Source organism: Streptomyces sp. NPDC079020, assembly GCF_044542225.1.
Taxonomy (GTDB): domain Bacteria; phylum Actinomycetota; class Actinomycetes; order Streptomycetales; family Streptomycetaceae; genus Streptomyces.
Genome location: NZ_JBITUB010000014.1, coordinates 51,309 through 64,114 on the forward strand (window position 1 = coordinate 51,309; position 12,806 = coordinate 64,114).

A 12,806-nucleotide genomic window follows, 5' to 3' on the forward strand; every position below is an offset into this window, starting at 1 on the left:
GGCGGGGGCCCGCGCGCCCCGGGTGTGGGGGGGGGGGCCCCGCCGGGCCCCCGCCGCCCCCCCCCCCCCCCCCCCCCCGCGGCGGGGGGGGGGGGGGGGGCCCCCCCGGCGGGGCGCCCCCCCACCCCCGTCGAAGTGCGCTGCGGCCTACTTCCGGCGCCGGAGGTGCGCCGACAGATGGTGCTGCAGCGGCCGGCCGACCGCCGCGAGGTCATGGACGAACGTCAGCGTGCCGTCGTCGGCCAGCGCGTAGCGCCGACGGGTGGTGTTCACCTCCTTGGCCGTGGGGGTGAGGGCCACCTCGTGGGTGGTGAGATCCACCGTGCCGTCGGCTGCGCGGCCGGCCGAGATCTCCGCGATGCCGGTGGGCTGGGTGATCAGCGCCTCCACCCGGCCGTCGGGCTGGAGCCGCCACCAGCCGCTCTCCCGGGCCGACGGGCGCAGGGGCGCGTCGTCGGCGTCCAGCAGCCACGCACGGGCCTCGTAGTGGAGGAAGGGCCGGCCGTCGTGGCTGAAGGTGACCTCCTGCGCATAGGCGAAGTCCTCGGCGAGCGTGGGGTACTCGCCCTGCCCCCGGCCGTGCCAGCTGCCCAGGAGGCCGAGCACGGGCGCGAGCAGCGCGTGCGGCGTGGGTGCTTCGTCCGGCCGGCGGCTGTCGGGGAACGGGTACTCCGGTACGGGGTCGAACACGGTGGTGGGCTCCTGAGGTCGAGGCCGGTGTCAGGCGGAAGCCTAAAGGCTGTCCGGTGATCCCCGGCGGGCTCACGACGGCGGTTGCGCCGACGCCGCCGGCGGACTCCCACGCGCTGGATCCCACCCCTCAGCTGTCGAACCGGCGGCGCGGGTCCTCCCGGCCCCGGGCCGGTGCCCACCCGGCCTTCGCCCTCACCGCCCGGCGGCGGTGAGGGCGGGGATCAGCGCAGTGCCGCCGGGGACGACCCACCGGCCACGGTCACCCGGGGCTTCCCGGTGCCGTCCGCGGGAACGGCCCAGATGTCACTCGACCGGGCGGACGCGCCCGGCAGCGCGTAGGCCACCGTGTCGTCGTCCAGCCAGGCCGCCTGGTCGTCGACGCTGCGGGTCTCGGCGAGCGGTGTCTCACGCATGGTCCGCAGATCGAGGACGTACAGCCGCCAGGGTGCCGCCGGATCGTCGGACACCTTCTTCTTGAAGGCGACCCGGGTGTTGTCGGGCGACAGGGAGGGGCACTCGGCGTTCTGCCGCAGCGCCTTGGCCGACCAGTCCTTCATGTTGCCCTCGACGAGATAGGTGCGGCCCTTGGTGGAGACGGTCGCGTAGAAGCGGTTGTCGTCGCGGGCGAACGTCACCCCCCAGTAGTTGACGTCCGGGGAGTGGTAGCGGGTCCCGTCGATGGTGAGGGGAATCTCCTCGATGGACTTGATGAGATAGCCGGTACGCAGGTCGAGGACGGCCGTCCGGGTGGAGAAGGCGGTGGTGGCGTACGAGTCGCCGGTGGCGAACACCGTCCAGGACAGCATCGCTCCGGAGGCCGAGACACGCGCCCGGGTGGGTACACCCGGCACGGTGACGCGTTGTTTCTCACGCAGTTGCCGGTCGAGAACGACGGCGTACGTCTTGGGCAGCACCCCGGGTTTGGCGCGCAGGCAGAGCGCGTTGTCCCCGGCGGCGTAGAACCGGTCGCAGGTGGGGCCACCGGTGATGCGGGCCCCGGTGGTGCTGCGGACCCGGGTGGTGGCGCGGGTGCCGGGGGATGCGGCGAGGGGCTGGTGCGCCACGCGTCCCGTGGCCGAGTCCCGGAAGTACAGCGCGGGCCCTTCGAGCGCGAACGAAGCGTCGGCCTCCACCTGCTGACCCTCCGCCCGGTTCTCGGCGTGCAGCGCGTATCCGAGGGAGCCGCCCCCCAGGAGCAGCACCGCGGCCGCCACGACCGCGACACGGGAACGGGGGCCGAGCGGCCCGGCGGGTGTCGGGAACCTGAGTCTCATGCGGTCCGCCTCTCGGGGATCTGGGCTTCCGGCTCCTCGGGGGCCGGGGAGCCGGACGGATTGCGTGGCAGCAGTGCCCAGCCGCCCGCGAGCGCGGCGACCAGGAGCGAGAGCGCCGCCCACAGCGCGGGGCGCTGCCCCCACAGGGTCCACGCGGCGCCGAAGCCGGCCGCGGCGACCATCCGGGCGAGCGCCTGGCCGGTCTGCAGCAGGGCGAGTCCGCCCGCCCTGCCGTCCGCGGGCAGCGAGGGCCCTGCGAGGGCCATCAGCACCCCGTCGGTGGTGGCGTAGAAGACGCCGAGCAGGACGAGGACCGGGACGAGGAGAAGCGGCGCCGGGCCACCGGCCGGGGCGAGGAGTGTGGCGTACACGCCGAGCAGCGCCAGGTGTCCGAACAGGAACGGCAGACGTCGGCCGACCCGGTCCCCGATCCGGCCCGCCGGCACCGCGAGCAGCAGGTAGCACGCCGCCGCGCCGAGCGGCAGCAGCGGGAACCAGCCGATGGGAAGGTCCAGGCTGCGCTGGAGCAGGAGATAGACGAAGGCATCGCCCACAGTGGCGGCGCCGAGCAGGGCGGCCGCTGCGAGGATCCGCCGGAACGAGGCATCGCGCAGTGCGGCGAACGCGTTCCACTTGCGGGGTGCCGGCTTCGGGGCCGGTTCGAAGGACGGTGCCGTGGGCTGCCCGGGAACGTACAGGACGAGAAGCAGTACCCCGAGCAGGCCGACGCAGAAGCTGACGACGAACACCGCGTCGTACGCGCCGGCGGTCGCCCAGAGCAGCGCGAACGCGGCGAGCGGACCGAGCAGGGCCCCCGTGGTGTCCATCGCCCGGTGCACGCCGAAGGACCGGCCGAGTGTTTCGGGCCGGCTGCTCAGGGTGATGAGCGCGTCGCGGGGTGCCGTACGGATGGCCTTGCCGACCCGGTCGGTGGCGAGGGCAGCCGCGATTCCGGCGGTCGCGCCGCCCGCGAGCAGCAGTCCGAGCCGTGAGCAGGCGGAGAGGGCGTAGCCGAGCCCGGCGACGCGCTTGTGCCGGTGGCCCCGGTCCGCGGCATGCCCGCCGAGCAGCCGGACGATGGAGGCGGCACCGTTGAACAAGCCGTCCAGGAAGCCGAATTGGAGAGGTGAGAGACCCAGTCCGAGGACGAGGTAGAGCGGCAGCACCGCGGTGACCATCTCGGAGGAGATGTCCGTGACGAGGCTGACCGTGCCGAGTGCCAGGACGGTGCCGGGGACGCGCCGGCCCGCCCCGCCGGAGCGGGGCGGTGCCGGTGTGTCCCGGCGGCCTGTGGTCGCCAGGTACATCAGTGGCAGGTGTACTTCGGGCTGGTGTCCTTGTTCTTCCCGTCGGTGCCGACGTAGTTCCAGCTGTAGCCGGAGTCGGTGAAGTCCAGCTTCAGGACGCCGTATTCACCGCTGATCCGCTTCTGGCTGTTGGGCTGGACGTTCTCGATGGGGTACGGCTCGGCGCCGCCCATTCCGCCGATGATCTCGGCGATCCCGTCGGCCGTCGCCTTCCCGTCGGGGTTCTGCGGGGCGAACCGCTCGTAGTGGTGGTCGTGCCCGTTGAGCACGAGGTCGGCCTTCGCCCCGTACAGGATCTTCCATACCGGCCTGCTGACCGGGTCGTTGCCGTGCCCGCCGGAGGAGTAGAGCGGGTGGTGGAAGAAGGTGGCGATGCACGCCTTGGTGTTCTTGGCGAGGTCGGCCTTGAGCCAGTCGATCTGTGCGCTCTGGTCGAAGGAGTTGGAGTCGAGGGCGATGAAGTGCCAGTTGCCCTCGTCGAAGCTGTAGTAGCTCTTGCCCTGGGGGTACGCGATCGCCCCGAAGTACGTCTTGTAGCCGACCAGGGGTCCGGCCGGGTCATAGGTCTCGTGGTTGCCCGGAACCGGGCGGGTCTTGTTCTTGAAGGCTCCCCAGGTCTTGTCGTAGTAGGCGCGGTAGTCGGAGATCCGGGCGTCGTCGTACTGGTTGTCGCCCATCGTCATATAGAACTTCGGGTTGATCTGCTGTGCCAGCGCGGCTGTCCTGGGGTGGGCGCAGTCGCTGTCGGAGGCGGTGCACTGCGCGGCGATGTCACCGGCGGCGACCACGGTGAACGCACCGGTTTCCGGGGGCGTTCCCTCGGAGGTGCCGTACACCTCGACCTCGTACAGCGAGTAGCCGTAGGAGGTACCGCGCGCCGTGCCCTGGACGCGAAGGTAGCGGCCCTTGCCGGACACGGTGGGCCAGTCGTCGGTGCCGCCGTTCCCGGCCGTTTCCTCGGCCAGCCGGGTCCAGGTGGTGCCGTCGCTGGAGACCTCGATCCGGTACGCCTTGGCGTATGCGTCCTCCCAGGTCAGAGCCACCCGCGTGATGTCGGCGGCCGCACCGAGATCGACACTGATCCATTGCGGATCCTTGCCCTCGGCGCTTGCCCAGCGGGTGGCGGGGTCGCCGTCGAAGGCGTTCTGCGGGCCGAGCGCGGAATCCTCGCTGGAGGACGCGGTGGCCGGCTTTCCTCGGGAGAGGAGGGGATCGGCGGCGGCGTCGGCCCGGTCGGGGTAGGCGAGCAACAGGCTGATGACGAGCAGGAGCACGGCGGCGATGACCATGCCCACCGTATGGCGTCGATGTGGTTGGGGCAGGACTGAGCGGTTCGGGTACATCCCTGGACTCCTGGCCTTTGGGGGTGGCGAGAGCTGGGCGTTGGTACGTGACGTCGCGTCCCGGCCCGTGCGCGCGGGCGGGCAGCTGCGTCGTGGCGGCCGGGCCAGAGCTCTCACTGAGCGCGTCATGCCCATGGGGCCGGGCACCGCGCCGAGCCGCCGCCCGGAATGCTAGCTGACAGTAAACTTTCCTACCAGTACTCCAACTCTCTTTGCCGAGGCCTTTGTTCGGTACGCCGGAGCGCCCCCGTGCCGCCTGTGCGCCCCACGCAGCCGCCGGGCGCACCCCTGGCGGGCCGAGGCGCCCATGATCTGCCTGCGTAGCACCGCCGTCCGCCCCGCGCGCTGTTCTCCGCAGGTGGCGTACGCGGTGAGGGGGCTCTGTGCGTGCGGCCGGAAGCCCGCGTCGTGATTCGCGGGGATCCTCAGGTGTCGTTCCGGCGCGTGCCGGGTACATGGCACGCCCAGCCGTCAGTCCGGTGTGCCAGGGGGAGACCGAATGCCGCAGCAGTACGACTCCACGGCTCCGACTCCCGAAGAGCCCACGGGCCCCCGGCCTGCCGGGGGTTCAAGCCCGGCGCCTCCTTCCCCGGAGCGGTCGGGGAGTCCTGTGCGGCCGGAGGCTCCCGGGCGTTCGGCGGACGTCGTGTCCGGGGGGATGGGCGGCGAACCGCCGGCACCTGATCCGGGCGACTCGGCCCCTGCTTCCGACGGAGCCGGAGGCGGTCCTCCGGCGGTCGTGCCGGGGGTCCGCAGGGGCCCTGTTCCGGGTGTTCTTGACGGCGTGTTCGAGGTGGTGGACCCCGAGGGCGTGGAATCCGGACGAAGGAAGGGGAAGATCGCCGCACGCTGGTTCTACGGGATCGCGGTCGCGCTTGTCGCTCTGGTCTCGGCCGCTGCTGTGAATATCTGGCTCACTGAGCCGACGGTCAAGGCTCAGAAATCCGCGGAGAAGAAGGTGGAGGAGGGTGAGGAGGAGAGAACTCCGCCGTTTGTCGCCCGGGTCAAGAAAGAAGCTCCTGGTGAATATCCGACACTTGTGCTTGATCGATTGCTGACCGAGACGGAAAGGAAGAAGCTTCAGGGGATTCACAACACTGGTATTCCTTCGACTCGTCCGTGGAGGGTGTATTTGGAATCCCTGGGGGCGGTGCTGTATTCAGGGGACGAGATGTTCTCGCTGACGCTCTTCAGTGAGAAGAAATCGGGATTGAGTGTGACGAATATGCGGGCAAAGAAGCTGCGATGTTTCGATGCCCCTGGAGTGACGGTCTTCGTACTGCCGCCCCAGGGGAGTTCGAGCGTCGATCAGGTCTATTTCCCGCTGCCCGAATCCGACACCCGGGCCCGTATGGAGGTTCCGGACGGCGAGAATAACGGGGAACCCTACTTCGAGCATTACAAGATGGACCTGGGTGCGGGGCAGAGTGCCGGGGGGCTGCGGTTTTCTGCCCTCACCGAGGGGGAGAGCTGTGAGTGGAACATCGAAGCCGAATACCGGAATGTGGAGGGAATCTTCACGGAAGTGATCGACAATGACGGCGAACCGTTTGTGGCGAGAGGTGTTCCTGAAGATTTTGAAGAGTACTGGATCTTTTTCGCCGGAGAGCGCCGGTGGGATATTTGCAGACGCCCTGACAGGTGTTCATGGGAAAGGTGACCGCGGGGGCGGCCATCGGTGCCCGACATGAGAACGGGTGACCAGGCGGCGCTGTCCGGCTCGGAGTTGAGATGCGGAAAGCAGCGAGGCCGTGGTCAGCGAGGGCGTCCTCCTCTCTTACGATCGGACGGAAGGTGACGGTGGAGGCGAGGACAGGTGAGTGGGATTGGGGCAGGTTCCTGACTGGTTCTGGGAGGTCCTGGATGCGACAAGACCACGTCTGTCTGCCCTGGAGGCATGGCTGACGGCACAGCCGGGACAGATTCTTGAGGGGTTCGCGCTGGCGTACCTGGACGCGGCGGAGTCACTGATTGACTTCTCGCAAGGTGTACACGTCGACGGAGCGGTCTGGTCCGAGGACAGCACCGAGGATCTGTGCATGTGGGTGGTCGGTCAGGGCCACCGGTTCTGGTACTCGGTGGTCACGGGTGAGTGGGAGCTGGCAGAGGCCGCGCAGGCATATCTGGGGCGCCCGTCGCCGCTCGGCGGCGAAGTGACTCAGTGGGATCAAGAGGTCTCGGTCCCGGAACACCGGGGCTACCAGTCCCCGGACGCCATCGTCTACGGCGTCTTTCGAACGCGTTTCGCAGAGGACCTGAGCGAACGGGTTTCGGATGGATGACCCGCTGTCCCGTCGTTCTCCGGACGACGCGGCGGGGCTCCTGGCGGATCAGCGGTCGAGTCCGGCCGCCCGTCAGGAGCCCACGTGTTGTCGGGCCCTGCCCGAGCCGAGTGCGTCCTCCTCTCCCGGCCGTTCCGGCTGGCGGTTCGGTCGGGTGAAAGACGGGCAGCCGTGTGCTCGCCGGGGGAGGAGCGGGGACGCATGGAGCGACGGGCACCCGAGAGGAAAGGCTGTGGCATGAGCCGTGCGCTGATTGTCGTGGATGTGCAGAAGGACTTCTGTGAGGGCGGGAGCGTGCCGGTGAGGGGCGGCGCGGAGCGGGCCGGAGCCATCGCGGAGCTTGTCCGGCGTACGGCGGGCCATCAGTACGCGCATGTGGTGGCGACCCGCGATTACCACATCGACCCTGGCAGCCACTTCTCCGAGCATCCGGATTTCCGGGATTCGTTCCCCGAGCACTGTGTGGCCGGCAGCGAAGGAAGTGAATTCCACCCAGGGTTCGCCACCGCCTCCGGGGCTGTCGACGAGGTCTTCTACAAGGGGGCGCACTCCGCCTCGAAGAGCGGCTTCGAAGGTTCGGCCGAGGACGGCACATCGCTGGCCGACTGGCTCAAGGTCCGGGACGTCACCGCTGTCGACATCGTCGGCATCGCCACCGACCACTGCGTCAAGGCCACCGCGCTGGACGCCGTACGAGCCGGATTCGCCGCACATGTCCTGCTCGACTACACGGCGGGCGTCGCCCCGGACACCACGCACCTCGCCCTGGACGAACTGCGCGAGGCAGGTGTCTCACTGACCGGCGAACCGGTTGTCCTTGTCTGACGCGTCCGCGGACCGACCCCGTCGGCGAACCGCGGCCGAGGACTGCGGGCGTGCGGCGGCACGAACCCGGCCGGTGCGATGCAGTGCCACAGACCCTTCGGGTACAGGCCGGTGACGGTGGTTCTTCCGGCCGGGCAGCTCCTGGAGTCGCCTCCGGCCCGCAGACTGTTTGCCGAGCATCGGGTCCGGGCGGCGCTCCGTGCGGTGACCTGCGGCACAGCCGTACCCGTACAGGGGACACCGGCTGCTGTCGCGCGGTGTCGGTACGGCCGGCCCCGGCGGGGCCGGCCGGGGCGGTTACGCGGTGAGGTCGTCGACGGTGGCCGCGATGGTGCCGAACAGGTCGCTGATGGTGGTGAGGGCCGCCGTCCGGAGGGTGGCCGCGGCCAGGACGGTGCCGTCCGGGGCGGTCAGCGGACGGGTGGCGGTGGCCTCGGCGACAACGGTGGGGCGGTAGCCGAGATTGAAGGCGCTCTGAGCGGTGAACGCGACGCACATGTGCGTCATGAAGCCGGCCAGCACCAGGTCGGTGCCGGCTCCCTGCTCGCGCAGGATCTTCTCCAGGCCGGTGCCGTGGAAGGAGTCGGGGAACTGCTTGACCACGACGGGCTCACCCGGGGCCGGGGCGACCTCGTCGCAGACGGCACCGGTCTCCGCCCGGATGTCGTACGGGGTGTTCTCGCCGCCGTCGTTGACGATGTGGATCACGGGGGTGCCGGCGGCGCGGGCGGCGGCCAGCAGCCGGGCACCGGCCTCAAGGGCCTCACGCGCGCCGTCCAGGGCCATGACACCGGTGGTGTAGGTGTTCTGAAAGTCGATCATGATCAGGGTGGCGTCGCCGAGCCGGGGGAGCCGGCCGTCGAGGCCGATCACATCGCGCAGAGTCGGAGAAGCGGTCAGGGGAGAAGGTATGGGAGAGGGCATGGGAGAGGTTCCTTTCGCGACAGGGTGAAGGGCACGGCGAAGCCGCACCGTGTGCGTGCGTGCGGGGAGAGGAAGGAAGGGCCGCCGGGTTCAGGTGGTGGTGCGGAAGCGGCGGCGGTAGGCCGCGGGAGTGGTGCCGATCTGCTTGCGCAGCGAACGGTGCAGGGTCTCCACCGAGCCGAACCCGCAGTCACCGGCGACCCGGTCCAGCGGCTGGTCGGTGCTCTCCAGCAGGCGGCGGGCCGCCTCCACCCGGGCTGCCTCGACGTACGAGGCCGGACCGGTACCGGTCTCCTGACGGAACACCCGGGCGAAGTGCCGCTCGCTCAGGCACATCCGTACGGAGAGCGCGGCCGTCGACAGATCTCCGTCGAGATGGTCGGCGATGAACATCCGCAGCTCGTCGATGTCCCTGCGGGAGGAAGGCGGCCGGCTCAGCGGGACCGAGAACTGGCTCTGCCCGCCCTGCCGTTTGAGGTACATCACCAGCTGCCGGGCGACCGCCGGCGCAACCTCCTCACCCAGGTCATCGGCCACCAGGGCCAGCGCGAGATCCATGCAGGCACTGATACCGGCCCCGGTCCAGACGTTCCCCGACCGGACGAAGATCGGGTCGGGGTCCACCGTCACCGCCGGATGGCCGGCGGCCAACTGGGCGGCGGTGGACCAGTGGGTCGTGGCCGCCTTCCCGTCGAGGAGTCCGGCCGCGGCGAGGATGTGCGCGCCCACGCATACCGACGCCACCCGGCGGGCCTGCGGCGCGACCTGCTTCACCCACTCCACGATGTCCTGGTCGACCCGGGCCGCCGGGCCGTCGGCCCCCAGGTCCACCGCGCCCGGGACGAGCAGCGTGTCCAGCACTCCGCCGACCTCGTCGAAGGACAGATCGGCGACCAGCCGCACACCGGCCGAGGTGGCGACCTCCCCGCGCGAACGCCCCGCCAGCCGCACCCGGTAGCCCGCCCGGCCGCCGGTCTCCCGGTTGGCCAGCGCGAAGACCTCGGCCGGTCCGGTGACATCGAGCAGGTCGACATCGGGGAAGACGGCGATGACGATACGGCGGGTGCTGGGCATGCATCCATCGTCACTCCCCACGGTCAGCGGCCGCAATGACGGCTTTCTGTCACATCCGGACATACGCGGGAACCCCTTCGGGGCAGGGCCGGACTTCCGTTCCGAGAGGCGTGTTCGCCACCGAAATCAAGAGCCGGCTCCCCTTCCCCTTCCGGCAGCCCCCGGGATACCTCTTGATCGCAGGCCCGTACACACCGCGAGGAGCTGAGGAAGCCATGGATCACGCTCACATCGACCACCCAGCAGCCGCCGGAGCAGCGGAGAAGACCGGAGGCTGGTACGTGGACGACCGCTGCACGAACTGTGATGTCGCCAGGCAGTACGCACCGGACCTGATCCGTGAGGTCGACGGACGGTCCGAGATCTACCGCCAGCCACAGGGCGAGGAAGAGGTCGGCCGCTTACTCGCCGCCGCGTTCGCCTGCCACACCCGCTCCATCCGGCACACCTCCCAGCGGCTGGACCCCGCGCTGGACCCCTTCCCGCTGCCCCTCGACGACACCGTCCTCCTGTGCGGGCAGAACTCGACGCACACCGCGGGGGCCAACTCCTACCTCGTCCGGCGCCCTTCCGGTACGGCGATGCTCGTGGACACGCCTCGCTGGAGCCCGGCGCTGGCCGCCCGGTACGACACCATCGCCGACGTGACCGACGTCCTGCTGACCCATCGGGACCACGCCGCGCACGGCCGCCGGTACGCGGACCACTTCGGCGCCCGGCTGTGGATCCACGAGGGCGACCTCGACGCCGCGCCGGACGCCGACCGGATCATCCGGGGCACCGGCACCGTCGAGATCGCCGAGGGAATGCTGGCCCACCCGCTGCCGGGTCACACCGAGGGCAGCGTGCTCTACGTCGCGGACGAGACGTACTGCTTCAGCGGCGACAGCTTCTACTGGTCCCGTACGACCGGTGACATCGAAGTGGCGGACAGCGTCACCTGGTACTCCATCCGGGAGCTGGCCGCCTCGCTGGCGCGAACCGCGGACAGCCTCCGCTTCGAGTGGCTGCTGCCGGGACACGGAGACCGCAAGCGGCTCCCGGCCGAGGAAATGGCGGAGCGCATGAGCCGGCTGACCGCACGTACCCAGGAACTGGCCCCTCGGCCCGTGGACTTCACCGCGCTGCGCTGGTGACCGACAGGGGCCGGGCAGTGTGTTCCGCACGGTGCGCCATGGTCCGCCACACACGTCACGGACGGTGCCGCCCCGCGTCTCAGGCGCATCGGTACCCCTGGGCGCGCTGTCCGGCCCCTTGTCGATCAGCGACTCGTGCCGCTCGGACGGCGCGTCGTCCCTCTCCCGCTGATCGCCGCTCCGCTCCACCCGGATCCCGGCAGGGCCCCGGCGCCCGCCGGGGGCGCCGCCGCATAGGGTGGACGGCGTGACCTGGAGCGAGGAGGAGTACACCGCGTACCTGCGCGATGAACGCAGGCGCTACGCCTGGGTCATGAGGCGGTACGGGAACATGTCCCCGGCCGAGTCCCGGGCGGCCGCCGATGAGCGGTACGCGTACGAGCCGGCCGACGCCCCGTTCCGGGGCCTGGTCTTCCACGACGAGGCGTGGCACTGGGCGATGCTGGCCCTCCACGGGGAGCGGTACTGGCGGGACCGGCCCGAACTGGCCGTCGCCCCGCCGGAGTACGACGCCCCGGACTGAGCACGAGTGCGGCCCCGGCCCTGAGGAGCGGCGGCCCCCGCCGGTCGCGGTGGTCCGCCGGCCACGCCCGGCCTGTCCGCGCGGGGGGTACCCGCGCGGAACCCGTCACTGATCGTCGGACGCGGGAGGCGTGCGCAGGACGACGGGCGGGATGGGGCGGCTGCCGGGAATGTTGATGCGGATACGGGTGGTGAGCGCGGTCCCGGCCGGAGCCGGCGACGCGGGCGGGGACGTCCGGTCCGCAGGCCGGTCGGGGTTCTGGCAGTCGGGACACGGACAGTACTGGTACGGGCGGCCCGGACCCGCGGACGGGCTGAACCAGTCCGGCGGTCGGGGCGGCCCCGCCTGTGGCGGGTCGTCGAGCGTGGCCATCGCGTCCGCGTTCTGCGGCGGAGCGGGTTCCGGATCGGCCGGACGGGGCCAGGCCTGCTGAGGCACCCGGCGGGGAAGCGGGCCACGAGGAAGCGCTGCGGGGATCCGCAGGACGAGTGTCGGGGTGTCCGGAGTGTGGGGCGCGGAGGGTTCGGAGGCCGGGGCGGGCGCGCAGTCGGCGCAGAGCGCGGCGGTCCACCCACGTGAGTCGTTGTACCCGAAGGACGGCCGGCGGCACCGCGGACAGGCGAGCTCTCCCCGCCGCTGCGCCTGGTCGACGAGGAGTTCACGGGTCATACGGGCCGACTTCTGTCCGGCGCCGTTGCTCGGGTGGGGGATGTTCACCAGAAGCTTGAGGCCGGGCTCCTTGCGCGCCGAGGACTCCAGGTCGCTCATGAGCAGTTGCAGGTCCCGCGGTGTGATGCGGTCGTGCGTGACGAGACGGTCCTTGCGCCGGTGGCGGGCACGTGTGCTGCCGCGGTCCGCGTCCGCGCGGTCCCAGGCCTTCCCCCACTCCGGGAGGTCGGCCCTGCGGACGCCGCAGGCCTCCGCGAACGCGAGGACGAAGTCACGGCTGGGCGTCGAACGGCCCTTGAGGACCCGGCCGGCCGTACTGCGCGGCAGCCGTCCCACACTGCCGAGGCGGGGGTCCAGACTCCGCAGCGACGGACTTCCGTCGTCCTGGTAGAGGTCGACGATGGCGGAGTGCAGGTCGGCGAAGTCCTTGACCACACTGATGTGCGCCCCGCCGCGGTGTCCGGTGAGCACGCCCTGGGCACGGACCTCGTCACGGCGGGCGTGCTTCCACAGGCGTTCGGCCTCTTTCGTGCTGCGGCCGCAGGCCCGGGCGTAGGAGGTGACCACGTTCGGGTTCTGCGGCACGCTGCACCCGGAGGCGGCGCGCGCGAGGGTGTCGGCGCTGAAGTCCGTACGAGCGGCGAGCTGGTGATAGGTCAGCCCGGCCTCCTCACGGCCTGCGCGCAGCCAGGTCGCCAGTGCGAACAGGGATTTGCCGCACTGGGCGATCGGGTTCTCGCGGCGCCCCATGGACGG

At 70.8% G+C, this 12,806-nt stretch carries 12 protein-coding genes; 5 read left to right on the forward strand and 7 right to left on the reverse strand.

Annotated features, from left to right (window positions below; translation table 11 throughout):
• Positions 1-147: 147 nt before the first annotated feature.
• From ACIGJO_RS26695 to ACIGJO_RS26710, 4 genes are all read right to left on the reverse strand, one after another.
• A complete protein-coding gene (locus ACIGJO_RS26695; protein WP_399962200.1) occupies positions 148-690 on the reverse strand; it encodes an FABP family protein in 543 nt (180 codons plus the stop codon).
• 224 nt (positions 691-914) lie between these two features.
• Entirely contained in the window at positions 915-1,967 is a 1,053-nt protein-coding gene (locus ACIGJO_RS26700; RefSeq protein WP_399962202.1) for a TolB family protein, read from the reverse strand.
• Positions 1,964-3,274, reverse strand: coding sequence for an MFS transporter (locus tag ACIGJO_RS26705; RefSeq protein ID WP_399962204.1), 1,311 nt, complete (start codon positions 3,272-3,274; stop codon positions 1,964-1,966). The genes ACIGJO_RS26700 and ACIGJO_RS26705 overlap by 4 nt, the downstream gene beginning before the upstream one ends.
• On the reverse strand, positions 3,274-4,563 hold the full coding sequence (locus tag ACIGJO_RS26710; RefSeq protein WP_399962206.1) for a discoidin domain-containing protein: 1,290 nt from the start codon (positions 4,561-4,563) through the stop codon (positions 3,274-3,276). Before ACIGJO_RS26710 ends, ACIGJO_RS26705 begins: the two co-directional genes overlap by 1 nt.
• Positions 4,564-5,401: 838 nt before the next feature.
• Between ACIGJO_RS26710 and ACIGJO_RS26715 the strand changes: the two genes are divergently transcribed.
• The 3 genes from ACIGJO_RS26715 (at position 5,402) to ACIGJO_RS26725 (ending at position 7,724) form a co-directional block, all read left to right on the forward strand.
• Positions 5,402-6,277, forward strand: a complete 876-nt coding sequence (locus ACIGJO_RS26715; protein WP_399962208.1) for a hypothetical protein — start codon at positions 5,402-5,404, stop codon at positions 6,275-6,277.
• 160 nt (positions 6,278-6,437) lie between these two features.
• Positions 6,438-6,899 carry a hypothetical protein gene (locus ACIGJO_RS26720; protein ID WP_399962210.1) on the forward strand — a complete coding sequence of 154 codons (462 nt, stop codon included), beginning with the start codon at positions 6,438-6,440 and terminating at the stop codon, positions 6,897-6,899.
• A gap of 237 nt (positions 6,900-7,136) precedes the next feature.
• Complete coding sequence (locus tag ACIGJO_RS26725; RefSeq protein WP_399962212.1) at positions 7,137-7,724, forward strand: isochorismatase family protein; 588 nt, start codon at positions 7,137-7,139, stop codon at positions 7,722-7,724.
• Between the two features lie 297 nt (positions 7,725-8,021).
• Here ACIGJO_RS26725 and ACIGJO_RS26730 read toward each other — a convergent pair whose 3' ends face one another.
• Positions 8,022-8,648: an isochorismatase family protein gene (locus ACIGJO_RS26730; protein ID WP_399962215.1), complete on the reverse strand. Its 627-nt coding sequence runs from the start codon at positions 8,646-8,648 to the stop codon at positions 8,022-8,024.
• Positions 8,649-8,738: 90 nt separating this feature from the next.
• A complete protein-coding gene (locus tag ACIGJO_RS26735) occupies positions 8,739-9,722 on the reverse strand; it encodes a GlxA family transcriptional regulator (protein ID WP_399962217.1) in 984 nt (327 codons plus the stop codon).
• Between the two features lie 215 nt (positions 9,723-9,937).
• Between ACIGJO_RS26735 and ACIGJO_RS26740 the strand changes: the two genes are divergently transcribed.
• Positions 9,938-10,858, forward strand: coding sequence for a 4Fe-4S domain-containing protein (locus ACIGJO_RS26740; protein WP_399962220.1), 921 nt, complete (start codon positions 9,938-9,940; stop codon positions 10,856-10,858).
• Positions 10,859-11,105: 247 nt separating this feature from the next.
• Complete coding sequence (locus tag ACIGJO_RS26745; protein WP_399962222.1) at positions 11,106-11,381, forward strand: hypothetical protein; 276 nt, start codon at positions 11,106-11,108, stop codon at positions 11,379-11,381.
• A 105-nt stretch (positions 11,382-11,486) separates the two neighbouring features.
• Here ACIGJO_RS26745 and ACIGJO_RS26750 read toward each other — a convergent pair whose 3' ends face one another.
• Positions 11,487-12,800 carry a helix-turn-helix domain-containing protein gene (locus ACIGJO_RS26750; protein ID WP_399962224.1) on the reverse strand — a complete coding sequence of 438 codons (1,314 nt, stop codon included), beginning with the start codon at positions 12,798-12,800 and terminating at the stop codon, positions 11,487-11,489.
• Positions 12,801-12,806 lie beyond the last annotated feature (6 nt).

Coding starts and splice junctions, on each gene's coding strand:
- ACIGJO_RS26735 (WP_399962217.1), bottom strand. CDS start 9,722: ATGCCCAGCACCCGCCGTATCGTCATCGCCGTCTTCCCCGATGTCGAC.
- ACIGJO_RS26740 (WP_399962220.1), top strand. CDS start 9,938: ATGGATCACGCTCACATCGACCACCCAGCAGCCGCCGGAGCAGCGGAG.
- ACIGJO_RS26750 (WP_399962224.1), bottom strand. CDS start 12,800: ATGGGGCGCCGCGAGAACCCGATCGCCCAGTGCGGCAAATCCCTGTTC.
- ACIGJO_RS26700 (WP_399962202.1), bottom strand. CDS start 1,967: ATGAGACTCAGGTTCCCGACACCCGCCGGGCCGCTCGGCCCCCGTTCC.
- ACIGJO_RS26725 (WP_399962212.1), top strand. CDS start 7,137: ATGAGCCGTGCGCTGATTGTCGTGGATGTGCAGAAGGACTTCTGTGAG.
- ACIGJO_RS26705 (WP_399962204.1), bottom strand. CDS start 3,274: ATGTACCTGGCGACCACAGGCCGCCGGGACACACCGGCACCGCCCCGC.
- ACIGJO_RS26710 (WP_399962206.1), bottom strand. CDS start 4,563: ATGGTCATCGCCGCCGTGCTCCTGCTCGTCATCAGCCTGTTGCTCGCC.
- ACIGJO_RS26730 (WP_399962215.1), bottom strand. CDS start 8,648: ATGCCCTCTCCCATACCTTCTCCCCTGACCGCTTCTCCGACTCTGCGC.